At 44.3% G+C, this 16,902-nt stretch carries 15 protein-coding genes; 7 read left to right on the top strand and 8 right to left on the bottom strand.

The window, feature by feature from the left end; all coding sequences use genetic code 11:
- Nucleotides 1-40 precede the first annotated feature (40 nt).
- The 4 genes from ppnN to queF all read right to left on the bottom strand — a co-directional run bounded on the left by ppnN (nucleotide 41) and on the right by queF (nucleotide 6,506).
- Nucleotides 41-1,402, bottom strand: a complete 1,362-nt coding sequence (gene ppnN, locus L2W36_RS00585; RefSeq protein WP_031496516.1) for a nucleotide 5'-monophosphate nucleosidase PpnN — start codon at nucleotides 1,400-1,402, stop codon at nucleotides 41-43.
- Between the two features lie 290 nt (nucleotides 1,403-1,692).
- On the bottom strand, nucleotides 1,693-3,261 hold the full coding sequence (locus tag L2W36_RS00580) for a diguanylate cyclase domain-containing protein (protein ID WP_329605657.1): 1,569 nt from the start codon (nucleotides 3,259-3,261) through the stop codon (nucleotides 1,693-1,695).
- A gap of 104 nt (nucleotides 3,262-3,365) precedes the next feature.
- On the bottom strand, nucleotides 3,366-5,630 hold the full coding sequence (locus L2W36_RS00575; protein ID WP_006075399.1) for a tetratricopeptide repeat protein: 2,265 nt from the start codon (nucleotides 5,628-5,630) through the stop codon (nucleotides 3,366-3,368).
- Between the two features lie 30 nt (nucleotides 5,631-5,660).
- Nucleotides 5,661-6,506 (bottom strand): NADPH-dependent 7-cyano-7-deazaguanine reductase QueF, encoded by an 846-nt coding sequence (gene queF, locus L2W36_RS00570; RefSeq protein WP_006075398.1) that lies wholly within the window; start codon nucleotides 6,504-6,506, stop codon nucleotides 5,661-5,663.
- 110 nt (nucleotides 6,507-6,616) lie between these two features.
- Here queF and syd point away from each other — a divergent pair, with 110 nt between their 5' ends.
- Together syd and L2W36_RS00560 are read left to right on the top strand one after the other, a co-directional pair.
- Nucleotides 6,617-7,162, top strand: a complete 546-nt coding sequence (gene syd, locus L2W36_RS00565) for a SecY-interacting protein (protein WP_038225426.1) — start codon at nucleotides 6,617-6,619, stop codon at nucleotides 7,160-7,162.
- Between the two features lie 2 nt (nucleotides 7,163-7,164).
- Nucleotides 7,165-7,941: a Zn-ribbon-containing protein gene (locus tag L2W36_RS00560; RefSeq protein WP_031493175.1), complete on the top strand. Its 777-nt coding sequence runs from the start codon at nucleotides 7,165-7,167 to the stop codon at nucleotides 7,939-7,941.
- 86 nt (nucleotides 7,942-8,027) lie between these two features.
- On the opposite strand, the gene L2W36_RS00555 is transcribed toward L2W36_RS00560, so the two are convergent.
- The 3 genes from L2W36_RS00555 to metN are packed head-to-tail and all read right to left on the bottom strand — an operon-like array spanning nucleotide 8,028 to nucleotide 10,572.
- Nucleotides 8,028-8,837, bottom strand: coding sequence for a MetQ/NlpA family lipoprotein (locus L2W36_RS00555; protein WP_038225424.1), 810 nt, complete (start codon nucleotides 8,835-8,837; stop codon nucleotides 8,028-8,030).
- Between the two features lie 33 nt (nucleotides 8,838-8,870).
- Nucleotides 8,871-9,548, bottom strand: coding sequence for a methionine ABC transporter permease (locus tag L2W36_RS00550; RefSeq protein ID WP_006075394.1), 678 nt, complete (start codon nucleotides 9,546-9,548; stop codon nucleotides 8,871-8,873).
- Nucleotides 9,538-10,572, bottom strand: a complete 1,035-nt coding sequence (metN, locus tag L2W36_RS00545) for a methionine ABC transporter ATP-binding protein MetN (RefSeq protein WP_236109096.1) — start codon at nucleotides 10,570-10,572, stop codon at nucleotides 9,538-9,540. The genes L2W36_RS00550 and metN overlap by 11 nt, the downstream gene beginning before the upstream one ends.
- Nucleotides 10,573-10,771: 199 nt before the next feature.
- Between metN and gmhB the strand changes: the two genes are divergently transcribed.
- The 5 genes from gmhB (at nucleotide 10,772) to treC (ending at nucleotide 16,090) form a co-directional block, all read left to right on the top strand.
- Nucleotides 10,772-11,323, top strand: coding sequence for a D-glycero-beta-D-manno-heptose 1,7-bisphosphate 7-phosphatase (gmhB, locus tag L2W36_RS00540; RefSeq protein ID WP_006075392.1), 552 nt, complete (start codon nucleotides 10,772-10,774; stop codon nucleotides 11,321-11,323).
- A gap of 37 nt (nucleotides 11,324-11,360) precedes the next feature.
- A complete protein-coding gene (locus tag L2W36_RS00535) occupies nucleotides 11,361-11,729 on the top strand; it encodes an MliC family protein (RefSeq protein WP_236109095.1) in 369 nt (122 codons plus the stop codon).
- A complete protein-coding gene (gene treR, locus L2W36_RS00530) occupies nucleotides 11,729-12,673 on the top strand; it encodes a trehalose operon repressor TreR (RefSeq protein ID WP_062456959.1) in 945 nt (314 codons plus the stop codon). The genes L2W36_RS00535 and treR overlap by 1 nt, the downstream gene beginning before the upstream one ends.
- A gap of 233 nt (nucleotides 12,674-12,906) precedes the next feature.
- Complete coding sequence (gene treB / locus L2W36_RS00525; RefSeq protein WP_062456962.1) at nucleotides 12,907-14,331, top strand: PTS trehalose transporter subunit IIBC; 1,425 nt, start codon at nucleotides 12,907-12,909, stop codon at nucleotides 14,329-14,331.
- 76 nt (nucleotides 14,332-14,407) lie between these two features.
- Entirely contained in the window at nucleotides 14,408-16,090 is a 1,683-nt protein-coding gene (gene treC / locus L2W36_RS00520) for an alpha,alpha-phosphotrehalase (RefSeq protein ID WP_236109094.1), read from the top strand.
- 48 nt (nucleotides 16,091-16,138) lie between these two features.
- On the opposite strand, the gene L2W36_RS00515 is transcribed toward treC, so the two are convergent.
- On the bottom strand, nucleotides 16,139-16,738 hold the full coding sequence (locus L2W36_RS00515; protein WP_006075748.1) for a YitT family protein: 600 nt from the start codon (nucleotides 16,736-16,738) through the stop codon (nucleotides 16,139-16,141).
- Nucleotides 16,739-16,902 lie beyond the last annotated feature (164 nt).

Raw genomic sequence — 16,902 nt, 5'->3', positions numbered from 1 at the left:
TGGCCTTATTGTAAATAATCTTCAGTTGAGTTTCAGTGTTTTATTCGCCGTTGGCGATTCGATAACATGGAACATACTCAGAACCCGGTAATTTCATGCGTTGTTGCGCCACGAAATCAGCTAACAATCGGTCCATTTTCTTCATTAATGATTTATCACCGTCAATGATAAATGGTCCATGTTTCTCTATCTCTTTGATGCCTTCAGCTTTAACGTTACCAGCCACGATGCCAGAAAACGCTTGGCGCAGGGCGGCTGCTAGGTTTTCAGGTCTTTGGTTAAGATGTAAATCTAACCCTGCCATATTTTCATGAGTGGGGTCGAACGGAAGTTGGAACTCAGGTTCAATATGCAGTGACCAGTTGTAGCTGTATGCATCGCCCGTTTTTTTACGATGTTCTTTTACCGTTGGCATCGCCTGTTTCATGATTTGTGCAGCTTTCTCTGGATTATCAATAATGATCTGATAATACTTCGTCGCTTCTTCGCCAAGGGTCGAACGGACAAACTCATCAATGGAGCGGAAGTAGGCTTCGCTCTCTTTTGGACCTGTCAGGACGATTGGCATTGGCTGGTCGGCATTATTCGGATGCATCATGATACCAAGGATATATAGTAGTTCTTCAGCTGTCCCTGGACCACCAGGGAAAATAATAATACCGTGGGCAATTCGAACAAACGCTTCCAAGCGCTTTTCAATGTCGGGCATGATAACCAGCTCATTGACGATTGGGTTTGGTGGCTCGGCCGCAATAATTGATGGTTCGGTTAAACCTAGATAACGCTGCTCAGTATAACGCTGTTTGGCGTGACCAATCGCGGCTCCTTTCATTGGTCCTTCCATTGCGCCTGGACCACAACCAGTGCAGATATTAAGCTCTCGTAGACCAAGTTCGTTACCGACTTCTCGAGTGTACTGGTATTCTGTTGGGTTTATGGAGTGTCCGCCCCAACAGACAATCAAATTAGGTTCGATACCCGGAATCAATGTGCCCGCATTACGTAAGATACCAAACACTAAGTTAGTGATATGGGTAGAGTTGGTCAGGTTAAGTCGCTGACTATCGGCCAAGTGCATGTTGACGTATACGATGTCACGTAACACAGAGAAGAGGTGTTCTTGGATACTTTTGATAATATGACCATCCACGAATGCATGTTCTGGTGGATTGGCTAGTTCAAGTTTGATGCCGCGTTCACGGCGCATGACATTAACATCAAAAGTCTTATATTTGTCGAGCAGCTCTTTTGAGTTGTCGGTGTGGCTGCCGGAATTGAGTACCGCTAAGGTACAATTGCGATACAGTTGATAAAGGTCACTAGATGCGGTTTTTTTAAGACGCTCTACTTCTAGCTGAGACAGCAGGTCCATACTCCCTGCTGGGCTAATATGCGTGATCATAAGCATTTCCTTTTCTAGAACCGAAAGCGATTCATGTCTCGCTACTGTCTGTATTTGTTGGCTGAAAGCTTAAGAGTCAAATATCAGACAGTGAACCAATCGCCTTAGTTATTCGTGTTGTTATAGTTATTTGCGTTGCTATAGTTACTCGCGCTTTGCAGTCGGTCGCGTAGTTTTAGTTATTGGCTGTGGACTTAGTTCCAGCAATAGCTTCGGTTAAGTACACAGATAACTATTAGATTAGCAAATGTGACACAAGTTTCTATAACTATTTGAAAAATAAAAGAGGACTAGGGCTTCCAAGCCAATTGGTTAGGACCGAGTTTTTGAGTGTGTGTGATCGTTTTGTGTAAACGCTCAAGCACTTCATCTGGGGTGTCATTGTGACTAAAGGCCGTACTTGCTGCTGATAAAGTGATAGTGATCAGTTGGTCACGGAATTTGAATGGTAAGTTGCTGATTTTAGTTTGTATTTCTCTAACTTTAGCTTGGCAATAAGCTTCATTTTGCTCAGGCATAATCAGTACAAACTCTTCGCCAGAGAAGCGAGCAACGGTATCTGTCTTTGAAACTGTGCTTGAAATGGTTTTAGCGATGATTTTAAGAGCCTTATCTCCAGCGCTATAGCCAAAATTGTGGTTTATGCTCTTAAACTTATCGATATCAAAGATAATAACCCAGAGTGGATGCTGATTCTTAAGCCAGCGACGATATTCGATCTCAAGTTTATCCAGCAAAGCGGTACGATTGTAGACCTTAGTAAGGGGGTCTAACAGCATGCGTTTGGATTGATCCTCTAGGCGGCGTCGATAGTCTTGAGTGACATCGTAAAGTGACTCAAGCTGATTATTGCTGTGCGTCATTCTTTCTAACAAGGCTTGTTCACGAGCTTCGGCATGTTGCAGGCGCTCGGTTAGGGAAGCTAGTTGAGCAAACAATGGATTCATGGTTCGCTTAGCATCTTCTAAGTCTTGCAAGTTGGCGATACTGTTTTGTCCCGTAGTCACTAAATCACTGAGTTCTTTACTCATGATTTGTCGCTGCTCAAAGTAGATTTGATTCTGATCGAGGTTTTGAGCATTGCTTTTTAGTGAGGACGAAAGTGACGTATTTACTCGTTCTAAAAATTGCTCTGAGGTGCGACGCTCATATTTGGTGGCATCAATAACCAAACGTAGTACTTGTAAGGTCAGCTCGAGCAAGTTATTGCCGGAGGCATCAGTAAGTAGCTTAGAGCGAATTTCAAACAACTGCTCCCCAGGCTCACCGTCAAAATCAAGTTCTGTAATCAGGTTCTGAAGCTCGTCACCTAAGGTTAACAGTAAAGCGGAATCCGCACTGATTTCTGGTTCTTTGGAGGTTAACGCAGAGTTTGAGGTAATAATCTTGATGGCACGTTCATAAATTGCCAGCAGTTTCACCGCGTTATCAGTGAGTTTTAGTGAGTTGTTGTCGTTGTAAGCAAGGATAGAGCGCAGGTCACGCTTGATTTGAGCGGGTAGGCCAGCAACACGCTGCAACGTTTCGCCACTGCGTCGAGTCTGCTCTTCCAATGAGCTTTGTTGTTTTTCCATGGCAACTGCCTTTTGACCGATCAGGCGCTCCAAAATAGCAAACTTTGGCACCAAACTACTGATGTCTTTGTTATGCTCTAACTCATGGCGTAATTCAATCAGTTTGTCATCAATTCGCGAGTGCGAACCAATATGGGCGTGACTTAAGGTACCAATAAAGCGTTTTAGAATGGTTTGCTCACGACGAGATTTCAGCGATGCATCTCGTTGAGCAACGCGTAATTGCTCCAACTGCATTCTAAGCTGATGGAGATTCTCCATTGTCTCGCTATCCTGTGAGCCCATAAATCCTATAAAAACAAACTAGTTGTCACACTTATTGATGTATTGATTGATAATATCAAAAAACATCACAACGTCACGTAATCTTGCGTTCAAGTGCCGTATTTTTACTCACTAGTCAGTATTTTTTTGAACCCGTCCTCATTCTGAGAGGATGAGTGCACTTTTATTAGTCCTTGTTTTATAGCGGTTCGACATGCTTGTCGGATATCTTCAGTCGCTAAACTTGCAGCAGGTGCATTATCTATCGCCTTCAAATAAACCCAATGACTTTTACTTTCTTTCATACTGACATCACGTGCCATATGCGTGGCGATGAGTAAGATGTCAAGCAGCTCTTTATCATTGATGGCGGTGTAGGCTCGTGGCAAGAAGGGGTAGTTGGCCATGCCGACTCGGACGATACGATTGATGTTTCGATTTGGCTCAAATTCGTCCACCCAACTTTGAATTTCTTCGAATAAACTCTCTGCGGTTCGCGGCTTAATACTCGGCTCAATGTAGAGTAAGTTCGCGTCGGAGAAATGATAGATACGAGCGGGGCTTTCTATTTTGCTACGGATAAATTCACCAAATGCTCGTTCTAGTTCGAGACCCGATTTGTAACCGTTTTGAAGGTACATGTTTCTTAGGAACGGTACATCGATCATGACAAAACGAAGACGATCGCTTAGTGGCTCGTTAATGAGCTCACCAACCTGCCACTGTTCAAAGTAGCTTTGGGTACGCTGTAAAGAACTTGGTAAGTTAGCGTTCAATAAACGTAGGTTCGGTAAACCAGAGCGAGCATGGGTAAATAACGTGTCATTAAGTTCTTTTAACTCGGTTTTGTTACGTCGATAAACATAGAACAATCTCAGCCCCATCAGTGCCATGACAGAGAGGGCACAGAACAGACCAAAAGCGACTTTCTGGAACTTTTTCTGTTGCAGCAGTGCATCTTTGAGCTCTTGTTTTTGCGTTTCGTAGTGTAGGCCCTGTTCAACAAACTGTTTTTGTTGCCTGAAGGCGTCTTCACTTATTTGATTAAGCTGATCTTGCTGGTAAATGCGCAGCGAATTAGCTTTCTTAATTTCATCGAGTGCTTGTTGGTAGTGGCCTTGCTGTTCATGGCCTAACGCTAACAACTGGTATGCTTGCTGTTCTAGCGATGTTTGATTCAGGGATTTACTCAGCTCAAGTGCCTTGGTGGCATGTTCAATGACTTTGTCATTTTCTTGCTGGTGGTAAGCTAGTCCTGCGTACAATAGTGACGCACGCGCCTTAAGCGCCGGGTAATCGGCATAACTTAATAGGTTTTCTGCTCGGGTAAGATACTGCTCGGCAAGCGGATAGTTGTAGAGTTGCAAATACGTGGATGCCAAACTAATTCTAATATCGATGACTTTTTCGATATTTTTATCGGTTGCTTGGTGGTCGATAACATTAAAGTAATGCACTAAAGCCAAGTTGTATTTCCCTTGAAGGAAATAAATATCCCCCATGAGCTTTAACACATCCGCGAGGATAGGGGACTCAGGGTAATTGCCATAAAAATCGGCGGCTTGTGACAAGTGTTCAAGCGCTTTATCCAGTACCTGACGCTGCATGAATAACTGCGCTAGCAATTGGTTAATATGTGCCAGCTGATCGCTACTGTTCAGCTCGATTGCGGTCCAATAAGCGAGCAAGAGCTCAGATAGCGCTTCGTTGTAGCGTCGGTAGCGGAGGAAGTGGGTGCCATAAGCGGTATGATATTCAACTTCCCATTTCGAAAGTTTATCTTGCGGTACGAATTCATTCGCCTTTTGATACATATGATTCGCGAGATCGTATTCATTTTCCGCCGAAGCTATCTCTGCTTGTAAGATTTTGATGCGGTAGCTGGTGCGGTTAGCGATGCTTTGGCCTTTACGAATCGCCTCAAGGTCTTTTTCTATAGTCTTGAGCGCATCTAACGCCTTTGCCCCTTCGCTGTCTGTCAGCCATAGTAAACGTGTCTTGAGAATACGAACATCCAACTCTAAGAACAGCAAGTGATATTGCTTGGTCATTGACTCGGCTTTATCTAAGCCTTGCAACGCCTCGCGGACTCGCCCCAAGTTAAACTGGGCTTGAGAAGCGATGATTAACGCATTCACCGTACTTAATGGCGTTCGAATGCGTTGGTCGGTATCGTCACGAGATAGGTTTGGAAGGCGATCATCATTGGGCTCTGCAAAACTGCGGTTTGTCAGGTAGTCGGTCGCGATTTCTAGCGCTTTGCTGGGCTCAATTTCGACCAACTTATCCGCCTCAACCAAGAGGGGAGAAGTAAAAGACGACGTTGCATTCGCCACACTACTTAGAAGCGCTGCAAAAATCCCTAATACAACCCAAAATTTAGAGCCCATGAAAGTGTCCATTTCCTGAAGTTTAAAAGGTTACTGTCTTGCCATACGAGCATTATGCTCAGGTGCTTGATATTGATTAGAACGGTATGGGTTGATGTCTAAACCACCGCGACGAGTGTATCTTGCATACACAGTTAACTTAGTTGGATTACAGTATTGCATCAAATCAGTGAAAATACGTTCGACACACTGTTCGTGGAATTCGTTGTGTTCGCGGAAGGACACTAAGTAGCGCAGTAACGCTTCTCGATCTATCTTTGCGCCTTGATATTGTATTTCCACGCTGCCCCAATCTGGCTGATTAGTGATCAAGCAATTTGATTTTAGCAGATGGCTATGAAGCGCTTCCTCAACGATTTCATCACCCGCAGCGTCTTTAAGAAGCTCTGCATCAAATTCGTAGTTATCGATGGCAATATCCTGGTCATCAATACATTCGCCTGCCATACCTACGATTTTGGTATTTTCGAAATCCGCGACAGGGGTCAGTTTGACACTGACCGTTTCGCCTGCGCAGTTAGACAGATCAGTTGCAATTGTGGACTGCACTTGCTCCCAAGTTGCAAATCGCGTTTGATTGTAGCTATTCAAATACAGTTTGAATGACTTCGACTCGATAAGGTTTGCACTCGTAGCTGGAATGGACACTTCACCGACCGCGACTTGAGGTAAACCTTTAGCATTGAGCCATGAGATTTCATATAGCGTCCAAATATCACACCCTTGGAATGGCAGAGTTTTCCCTAGTTCAAGGTCATCACGATTTAAGCTTCTCGGCACTGGTTGCAATAAAGTGGCATCGTAGTGATTGGCGTACTCGGTTTTTTGGCCGAGGGTGAGACCTGAAAGCTCTTTAGCGTTGGAATATTTGCTCATAATTGTGTGATATTTCGATTAGAATAAGCTGAATTTTACGAGATCCCTGAATAGCTGTCATCCTTTGTCGTGGTAAAACGCGTTGTAAGCGAAGGATAACTGGAGAGAATATGAATCAAAGTGTACAACAAGCTTTGGAGGCGTTTTCAAAACGCTATCAACAAGCATGGCAAGAAAAACATCAAACACTTCCTGCTAGTGAAGAATTGCATGGATTAGTTTCCCCATGTATTGATAGCAAAGACGAGCAACAGGTTTATTGGACACATTGTCTTCGCGATGCTCCTGAGATGCTCGAAAACATCGAACAAGGTATTGAGTTGAGCCTTCACGATGACATTAAAGGTTTTTACGGCCATCAATATAGTGCTGATATGGAAGCAACTTGGCAGGGTAACGAACTGACCTTACTGCAAGTTTGGAGTGACGATGATTTTACTCGTTTGCAAGAAAATATCTTGGGCCACTTGGTGACACAAAGAAGGTTGAAGCTTAAGCCTACGGTATTTATCGCGGCAACCGATGCCGATATGGACGTGATTTCAATCTGCAACATCACTGGAAATGTCATTCTGGAGCGTTTGGGTACCGATAGAAGAGATGTGATTGCTGAAGATATCGTCACTTTCCTCGATGGATTGGAGCCTAACGTTTAATTATGTATGTTGTTGAGCTTCATTTTGAGTGTTTTGATAACACCACCATCAGCGCAGTAGAAAAAGGTATTAATGGCCTGATGGATGCGCTGCGATATAACGGTCAGGTATTAGGGCGTGAATTTCCCATAGTGATGGGGGAAGGGGAGTTTTTTGTACGAGCTGTGTGTCCTGAACAAGAAAGCCTACATCCCAAACATCACTCTGATTTTGTGAAAGTCTGCCTCAAGCGTTTATCAGAGGCATGCCTGCTCGCACCTAAAGTAAGATTATTGGGACGCGATATTAACTCAGAGCAAGCGGCAGAAGATGAAGTACCAAGTTGGCAAGTGCTTTATACCACCTATGTGCACACTTGTTCTCCACTTCGAAGTGGTGAGACCTTATTGCCTATTCCGCTCTACCGAAACCCTCCGACTCTAAATGGAGACCATAAGTCGGTCATTAAATGGCAAACCGAATGGCAAGCTTGCGATGAGATTCAGATGGCAGGAGGATGTAAAGCTGAGCATGCCGCATTACGAGAGCTATCGGACATTGGTAGTGATATTTTCCGTCGTGGTTGGGATATTCGTGGCCGCATTGAGTACATTACACAAATTCCAACCTATTACTATCTCTACAAAGTTGGTGGTAAGGATCTAGCAGAAGAGAAAGCTCGCAAATGCCCTAAATGTGGTGGTGAATGGCTACTTGATGAGCCTTTGCATGACATTTTCTACTTCAAATGCGATACCTGCCGAATAGTGTCGAATATTTCTTGGGATCATCTGAAGTAAAACAGTTTGAACGCAGGGTTTAGAACGTAAAAAAGGTTGAAGCGAGATGCTTCAACCTTTTTTTTATCTGAGTTAAAAGCGAGTCATTACCAGCCTTTAACAACACCACCTTGGAAGATATCAGAAGCGGCGTTGTAGACTTCGTCAGTTTGGTATGCTTTAACGAAGTTTTGTACATTTTCAGCGTTTACATTGTCTTCACGAGCTACGATAAGGTTTACGTATGGCGACTCTTTATCTTCAACAAATACGCCGTCTTTTTGAGGTGTTAGGTTGATAGAGCTAGCGTACGTAGTGTTAATGACTGACAGCGCAACATCGTCGAGTGAACGTGGAAGTTGAGCAGCGTCAAGCTCAACGATGGTGATGTTTTTCGGATTGCTCTCGATGTCACGAACGGTAGCCAGTAGACCAACGCCATCACGTAGCGTGATCAGACCTTGTTGCTCAAGAAGCAGCAGAGAACGACCTAGGTTTGTTGGATCGTTTGGTACTGCAATGCGAGCACCATCTTGGATTTCATCCACAGACTTTACTTGCTTAGAGTAGCCTGCGATAGGGTAGACAAATGTGTTACCTGCAACAGTCAGCTTATAGTTGCGGTCTGCAATTTGTTGATCCAAATATGGCTTATGTTGGAATGCGTTGATATCAATAGAGCCATCATCTAACGCTGCGTTTGGCGTCACGTAATCTGTGAAGGTAACTAACTCAACATCAAGGTTGTATTTTTCTTTTGCTACTTTCGCTGCTACTTCTGCTACCTGTGCTTCTGCACCGGCCATAACACCAACTTTGATTTTGTTAGTATCGGCTTCTTTCTCACCACAACCGGCTAGAACGAGTGCAGACGCTGCTGCTGCGATTGCGAGTAAATTCTTAACATTGAATTTCATGACTCTCTCCTTGTTATAAATCTAAAACTTCAATTATCTGTGGTCTACTCGGCGCACAATAGCGTCGCCAATAGACTGAATAATTTGTACTAATACGATGAGCATGACGACAGTAACTGCCATGATAACCACATCATATCGGTGGAATCCGTAACGTATCGCGACATCACCAAGACCACCGCCACCCACTGTGCCAGCCATTGCTGAGTAGCTTACAAGTGTCACTAATGTGATTGTCACTGAATTGACAATAGTCGGTAATGCTTCAGGAAGCAGCACTTTGGTAATAATTTGATAAGGGGTAGCACCCATTGACTGCGCCGCTTCCACTAAGCCCGTTGGAACTTCAAGCAAGGCGCCTTCAATTAAACGAGCGACAAATGGAATAGCCCCTACTGTTAATGGCACGATGGCTGCAGTTGTACCAATAAAGGTGCCGATGAGCATTTTGGTCACTGGAATGATGGCGACCATTAACACTAAGAATGGTACAGAACGGCCTACGTTGACTATGGCACCTAGCACACTATTTAGGCGTGGATTTTCCAGCAAGCCACCTTTCTTCGTCGTATGGAGAATCACCCCTAGCGGAATACCTACTGCGAAGCCAACAATGCCAGCAACAGCGACCATGTAGAGCGTTTCCCATGTCGCGCCGAGCAGTAGATTGCTATTAAGTGATAGCCATTCAGAGACAGTATTAAAGGACATAGCCAAGTACCTCTACTTTTACATTGTGGTCACGAAGGTATTGGATTGCTGCATTATCATCGCTTTCATTACCGAATAACTCAGCAACCATCATGCCAAATTTAACCCCACCGGCATAATCAAGATCTGAGCTGAGAATGCTTACATCAATATTGTATTTGCGCGCAATTTGCGTCATTAGCGGTGCGTCAACGGTTGCTCCAGTGAACTCAAGGCGTACCAGTGGGTAACTGCCGTCAACTCGTTCGGTTTGCAAGCGAGCTTGATAATCTTCCGGAATAGAAAGATCCAGTGTGGAGCGAATAAATTCGTGCGCGAGCTCGGTTTTAGGATGAGCGAAGATTTCGCCCACAGTGCCTTTCTCTACAAGGCGACCATCACCAATGATTGCCACTTCATGGCAGATGCTTTTCACCACATCCATTTCATGAGTAATAAGTAACATGGTGATTTTAAGTTTACGGTTAATTTCTTTGAGCAGTTCAAGAATAGACTGAGTCGTCGCTGGGTCTAGTGCGCTCGTCGCTTCATCGCATAACAGAACTTTAGGATCAGAAGCCAAGGCTCGAGCAATGGCGACGCGCTGCTTTTGTCCGCCACTCAGGTTAGCCGGATAGGTGTCACGTTTGTCGGCAAGGCCCACTAATTTAAGCAGTTCAGAGACTTTGTTCTCAATATCAGAGCTCGCTTTACCTGCAAGTTCAAGTGGTAACGCGACGTTCTCAAATACGGTACGAGATGAAAGCAGATTAAAGTGCTGAAAGATCATGCCAATATTGCGGCGCGTTTCGCTGAGCTCTGACTTGGACAGTTTAGTCAGGTCAATACCATCAACAATGACTGCTCCAGACGTCGGTGCTTCTAGCATGTTAACGCAACGAATCAGGGTACTTTTCCCTGCACCGGACGAGCCAATCACACCAAAAATGGTGCCTTCTGCAATATGAAGGTTAATATCAGACAAAGCATTGATTTCCTTTGTCCCTTGATAAAACACTTTGTTTACCTGATTAATTTCGATCATCTAAGCAACCTAAACCCAATGAGTAGCATAAAAGTTTGAACTACATCTCAATTGATAGAAGATGCTATGGGTTTCACCGATTTGTGTCAATAGATATTTTTACGTCTAGACGTCTAAACGGCATTTTCATAGTGATGTGGATATAAAAGCATGTAATAATTCATGTCATTAGCACTTATCTAGAGCAAGAGAGTAACCTGTGGCAAAACCAGCTGTGTTTTTAGACCGTGATGGCGTAATCAATATCGACCATGGCTATGTAAGCGATGAACATGACTTCGAATATGTTGAAGGTGTGTTTGAAGCGACCAAGAAGTTACAAGATATGGGCTACATGCTCGTGCTAGTAACGAACCAGTCAGGGATCGCTCGTGGGATGTTCTCAGAAGACCGCTTTTTGTCTCTAACTCAATGGATGGACTGGAATTTCTCAGATAATGGCGTCGAATTTGACGGTATTTACTACTGCCCTCATCATCCAGAGCACGGTGTTGGTGACTACAAACAAGATTGTGATTGTCGCAAACCAAAGCCGGGAATGTTCATTTCGGCAAGAGATTTTCTCAAGATAGATATGGCTAAATCCGTTATGGTGGGTGACAAAGCAGAAGATATGATGGCGGCTGAAGCAGCTGGTGTAGGTACTAAGATTTTGGTACGTACAGGTAAGCCTGTTACTGAGCGCGGTGAGTCCATTGCGACTACGGTTCTTGATAGCATCCGCGATGTACCAGCGTATCTTGCTAAATAGACACAAACTGAATGGGTGTTAGCCTTAAAGAGGAGAAATGATGCTATCAATTGCAAAAAAAACGTTGTTACCCGTTTTATTGGTGAGTGGATTGGCGGCATGCAGTAGTGGCGGACAAACGGAATCCACAGCTAGTAATTATCATGTGCTCCAATATGAGTGTGATAGTCAAAATTTCCAGGTCACTCAACTTTCCAGTGAACAAATCCTTTTGCTGATAGATAAGACGGAATATCCGTTGCATCGAGTCCCCTCAGCATCCGGCGTGCGCTATACCTTGGATGGTGAATCGCAAACCGATTCTAATATTGAGTTGTTCAGTAAAGGTCGAGAAGGCATGCTGACAATGAATGGTGTCACTGATAAGTCCTGCCGTATGACCACACGCAGTATTCCTAAAGGCTAATGACTAAAAAACTGACCATACTTGATATCGCGAAACTATCGGGAGTCGGCAAATCGACCGTCTCTCGAGTGTTGACCAATGACCCCAAAGTTAAGCCTGAGACTCGCGAAAAGGTAGAGCAGGTGATCGCGGAGCATGGTTATGTTCCGTCAAAATCGGCTCAGTCTATGCGAGGTGGTGGAGCTCAGAACGTGATTGGTGTGATCATTTCTCGACTGGATTCCCCTTCTGAAAACAAAGCCGTCAGCAGCATGCTTAATGTACTTTATGCGGCAGGCTATGACGTGGTGATTATGGAAAGCCAGTTCGATCCGGTGAAAACTAATGAGCATCTTAACGTGTTGCGAAAGCGAAATGTGGATGGGGTAATAGTGTTTGGTTTTACCGAGTTGGATCTGGATGCCGTGGCAGATTGGGATGAAAAGGTAGTTGTGATTGCGATGGATACCGATCGAGTGTCGTCGATCAATTACGACAATGCCGGTTTGATCCATGCGGTTCTCAATAAGCTTAAAGATCAAGGCGTGAGTGATCTGGCGTTTATTGGTGTAGATCCTGAAGATAAAACTACAGGTTTAGCTCGCTTAAACGCTTATCAAGTTTGGTGTGAAGAGCAGCAATTGCCGGCTCGGTTTCGTACCGGAGCACTTCATCATGAGAGTGCATACTCACTAGTGGATGATGTGGTGAGTGATTCTCTGCAAGCCATTGTCTGCGCCAGCGATACTCTAGCACTGGGCACCATTAAGCGCTTACAAGAGTTAGGAAGAGAGGACATTATTGTCACGGGTATTGGTGGCAATGAATTGTTGTCATTTTTATTCCCAAATATCTACAGTATTGATCCTGGCTATCATCAAGCAGGTGAAAAAGCTGCTAACCTATTGATTAAGCAATTGAAAGGCGACGCTGTCGTCTCTCATCTCACACAAGAAGCTGTGTAAAAACGGCTTCTACTCTGTCTTCTCATCCTTTTCTTTTGATGCATTTCTCTACAATTATTGTGATCACTCTCAATTAATGGGAATGTTCCCATTTACGTTTTTTTCTCGTATGTCACACTGCATTTAGATTTTTGGGAATGTTCCCATTGGCGCGTTGCGGTATTATTAATACAACGAGACACATGGACGTTTGTTATCCAACGTCTCTATATCAGTAAAAAGGTGTACATACGATGAGCAAGATAGCGAAGCAAGACATTGCAGCCATCATCGAAGGGGTAGGCGGAGCCGACAATATTGCCAGTGTGAGTCACTGCTTAACTCGTCTGAGATTTGTTCTTAACGACACAGAAAAAGCAGATAAATCAGCACTGGAAAGCTTAAAGGTTGTTAAGGGCTGTTTTACCAATGCAGGCCAATTCCAAGTCGTAATTGGTACTGAAGTCGATGAAGTATACAAGCTACTTATTGACATGGCGGGAAAGAAAGCTGCATCAAAAGATGATGCCAAACTGGCTGCTCGCCAAAATATGAATATTCTCGAGCGTGGTATTTCGCATTTAGCCGAAATTTTTGTTCCTCTTTTACCTGCGATTATCACTGGTGGTCTGATTCTTGGTTTTCGAAATGTCATTGGCGACATTCGCATGTTCGATGGCAAGACGCTGGTTGAAATCAGCCAGTTCTGGGCCACGGTTCACTCGTTCTTATGGTTAATTGGTGAAGCAATCTTCTTCTTCCTGCCTGTTGGTGTGTGTTGGTCGACAGTGAAAAAACTGGGAGGCACACCTATTCTGGGTATTACTCTGGGTGTGACCTTGGTGTCGCCACAACTAATGAATGCCTACTTAATCGGTAAGCAGGTTCCTGAAGTCTGGGACTTTGGTTTATTCGTGATAGAGAAAGTGGGCTATCAAGCTCAGGTCATTCCGGCCATGTTAGCCGGTGTTGCGTTGGCCTTTATCGAAACGAACCTTAAACGTATTGTTCCAAGTTACCTGTATCTGGTTGTGGTGCCTTTCGTTTCAATCATTCTATCTGTGATTTTAGCGCACGCACTTATTGGTCCTTTTGGTCGCGTGCTGGGTGACGGTGTTGCATTTGCAGCGAAAGCTGCGATGACGGGTGACTTCGCGGTTCTTGGTTCTATGGTATTTGGCTTCCTATACGCACCACTTGTGATAACGGGTATCCACCACACGACTAACGCCGTTGACTTACAGCTTATGCAAGACCTTGGAGGTACGCCAATCTGGCCTTTGATTGCTTTGTCAAACATTGCTCAAGCTTCTGCAGTTGTCGGTATCATCATTATTAGTAAGCGCGAAGGCGAACGAGATATTTCAGTTCCTGCTGCTATCTCTGCGTACTTAGGGGTAACAGAGCCTGCAATGTACGGTATTAACTTGAAATACAAATTTCCGATGTTGAGCGCCATGATTGGTAGTGCGCTTGCTGCAGCGATTTGTGGTAGTGCTGGTGTAATGGCGAATGGTATTGGTGTTGGTGGTCTACCGGGTATTCTTTCCATCCAACCTCAGTACTGGACGGTATATCTAATGGCGATGCTAGTAGCTATGGCGGTGCCAATTATCCTAACCCTGTTCCTGTATAAACGCGCTCAGTCAAAAGGCGAGCTAGAGCTTGCAAGCGCGTAACTCCCCCATTAGTGGCTCAATTTGAGCCACTGTTTTCTTTTTGTTTCTTTTGTAATGGTAAGTGAGATTGAAATCGATGAGTCAACAAGCTCAACAAGACTGGTGGAAAACCGCCACTATTTATCAAATCTATCCGAAGAGTTTTTGTGACAGCGGCAACAAAGGTATGGGGGATATCAAAGGCATTACCTCAAAGCTAGATTACCTTGATCAGCTTGGTGTTGATGCTATCTGGTTAACACCAGTGTATGCCTCTCCAATGATTGATAACGGTTACGATATTGCTGACTATTACGCTATTAACCCTGATTTTGGCACCATGCAAGATTTTGATGAGCTACTAGAACAAGCTCATCAAAAGGGGATTCGTATTATCATGGATATCGTAGTGAACCACACGTCAACACAGCATGAATGGTTCCAGTCGGCTCTTGGTGATAAGCAAAGTCCTTATCGTGATTATTATATTTGGAAACCTGGTCGTGATGAGCAAGCCCCAAACAACTGGCAATCTAAATTTGGTGGCTCTGCATGGGCACTAGATGAAGCCACAAACGAATACTATTTGCATTTGTTTGCCAAAGAGCAGGCCGATCTGAACTGGGAGAACCCTGCTGTTCGAGACGACGTAAAACGTGTGATTGAGTTTTGGGCGCAAAAAGGAGTCGATGGATTTAGGTTAGACGTCATTAACCTGATTTCAAAGCAGCAAGATTTTGCAGATGATCATATTGGTGATGGCCGTCGCTTTTACACTGATGGCCCTAGAGTGCATGAATATCTACAAGAGATCAGCGAAGCGGTATTCCAAAAGTATGGTTCAGTGACGGTCGGTGAGATGTCTTCGACAACGCTAGAGCATTGCCAGCAATACAGCGCGTTAGATAGCAAAGAGCTGTCGATGGTGTTTAACTTTCATCACTTGAAAGTTGATTATCCAAATGGAGAGAAGTGGACTAAAGCGGATTTTGACTTTGCCCAGCTCAAGCAGATTTTCAACCATTGGCAAACGGGTCTGAATGGCAAAGGTTGGGGAGCACTGTTTTGGTGTAACCATGACCAGCCACGTATTGTGAGCCGCTTGGGTAATGATACCCGCTATCACAATAAGTCGGCGAAAATGCTCGCAGCATCCGTCCATTTAATGCAGGGAACGCCATACATATTCCAAGGCGAAGAGATTGGTATGACTAACCCAGGCTTTACTGAGCTTGCTCAGTATCGTGATGTGGAAAGTTTGAATATGTACAAACTAATGGTTGAAGAGGGCACAACGTCTCATGATGAGATGATGGCGATTTTGCAGCAAAAATCTCGCGATAACTCTCGTACGCCGATGCAGTGGGATGGCAGTGTTAATGCTGGCTTTACTTCAGGAACACCTTGGATTGGAGTCTCTGAAAACTACTCGCAGATCAATGCTCAGGCAGCACTTCAAGACGAACAATCCGTGTTCTACTTCTACAAGGAGCTTATCGCTCTTCGCAAAACGGTGCCTGTGATAACCGATGGTAGTTATACTGATTTGTTCCCGGAGCATGAACAGGTGCATGGATATCTGCGAGAAAACGCTGAAACCATGTTGCTATGCCTGAATAACTATTTCGGGCAGGAGACTCAGGTCACTCTACCTGAATCTTTCGTTGCGCTCACTGGACAACGAGTCTTGAGCAACTACGACCTAGAACGCAAAGTAACACTTGAGAAAAAAGTAGTCATGAAGCCGTATGAGACGGTAGCTATTTTGATTAATAAGTAACGAGCAATGCCCTTCGCCGAACTGAGAGGAAAGCGAAGGGCATTGGTATTAACCGTAGGTCACTACGTAGCGGGTAGGCTTATGGTTCATAGCTAGAACAAGGTTCAGCATTACTGCACCCAAGATGGAGATCATAATGACGCTCGGTGAGACAAAGAAGAACGAAGCGACTAGGATCGAGCAATCTATTGCCATTTGAGTTTTGCCAACTGAAATACCAAATTTATCTTGAATAAACAGGCAAAGCACATTGAACCCACCAAGACTTGAGCGATGTCTGAATAGAATCAGCATGCCGAGCCCCATCAGCAAGCCGCCAGCAATAGCACAATAAATATCGTTAATCTGATCCAGTGACACGACACGGTACATGTTATCAGTGATAACAGAGACCAACGCCCCCGAAATAGCACTACTCGCGGCAAAACGTTTACCAAAGCGTTTCCATGCTAACAGATAGAACGGGCTATTGAAGGCAAAATACAAGGTACCGAAAGAAACCGGCACAAACTGGCTTACAAGAAGCGCCAGGCCTGTGGTACCGCCAGTTAATAGTTGAGCCGACTGAAGAAAGAAAATACCTTGGGCAACAATAAATGTACCAGTCAGTATTGCTATCCAATCTTCTCTACGTGAGTGTTTTTGCATCAGTTCAAAATTCTTCTTAGTAATAATCGCCGCAATAGTATTGAAAAGATGATCTTTTCGGTAGCTTGAAGGCGAAATTTGCGGTAAACCTATGTAATTCAAATTTTACACTGTGTAAATGGAATTATTGACACTTAGTGTACACATTGTCGTACTAATTCAGG

It is taken from the genome of Vibrio sp. McD22-P3, from assembly GCF_021568915.1.
GTDB lineage: Bacteria > Pseudomonadota > Gammaproteobacteria > Enterobacterales > Vibrionaceae > Vibrio > Vibrio mediterranei.
This window is presented reverse-complemented; position numbering and strand designations above follow the sequence as displayed.

Excerpts from the sequence above, each read along its gene's own strand:
- ppnN (WP_031496516.1), bottom strand. The coding sequence starts at position 1,402 with ATGATCACGCATATTAGCCCAGCAGGGAGTATGGACCTGCTGTCTCAG.
- L2W36_RS00580 (WP_329605657.1), bottom strand. The coding sequence starts at position 3,261 with ATGGGCTCACAGGATAGCGAGACAATGGAGAATCTCCATCAGCTTAGA.
- L2W36_RS00575 (WP_006075399.1), bottom strand. The coding sequence starts at position 5,630 with ATGGGCTCTAAATTTTGGGTTGTATTAGGGATTTTTGCAGCGCTTCTA.
- queF (WP_006075398.1), bottom strand. The coding sequence starts at position 6,506 with ATGAGCAAATATTCCAACGCTAAAGAGCTTTCAGGTCTCACCCTCGGC.
- syd (WP_038225426.1), top strand. The coding sequence starts at position 6,617 with ATGAATCAAAGTGTACAACAAGCTTTGGAGGCGTTTTCAAAACGCTAT.
- L2W36_RS00560 (WP_031493175.1), top strand. The coding sequence starts at position 7,165 with ATGTATGTTGTTGAGCTTCATTTTGAGTGTTTTGATAACACCACCATC.
- L2W36_RS00555 (WP_038225424.1), bottom strand. The coding sequence starts at position 8,837 with ATGAAATTCAATGTTAAGAATTTACTCGCAATCGCAGCAGCAGCGTCT.
- L2W36_RS00550 (WP_006075394.1), bottom strand. The coding sequence starts at position 9,548 with ATGTCCTTTAATACTGTCTCTGAATGGCTATCACTTAATAGCAATCTA.
- metN (WP_236109096.1), bottom strand. The coding sequence starts at position 10,572 with ATGATCGAAATTAATCAGGTAAACAAAGTGTTTTATCAAGGGACAAAG.
- L2W36_RS00535 (WP_236109095.1), top strand. The coding sequence starts at position 11,361 with ATGATGCTATCAATTGCAAAAAAAACGTTGTTACCCGTTTTATTGGTG.
- treR (WP_062456959.1), top strand. The coding sequence starts at position 11,729 with ATGACTAAAAAACTGACCATACTTGATATCGCGAAACTATCGGGAGTC.
- treB (WP_062456962.1), top strand. The coding sequence starts at position 12,907 with ATGAGCAAGATAGCGAAGCAAGACATTGCAGCCATCATCGAAGGGGTA.
- treC (WP_236109094.1), top strand. The coding sequence starts at position 14,408 with ATGAGTCAACAAGCTCAACAAGACTGGTGGAAAACCGCCACTATTTAT.
- L2W36_RS00515 (WP_006075748.1), bottom strand. The coding sequence starts at position 16,738 with ATGCAAAAACACTCACGTAGAGAAGATTGGATAGCAATACTGACTGGT.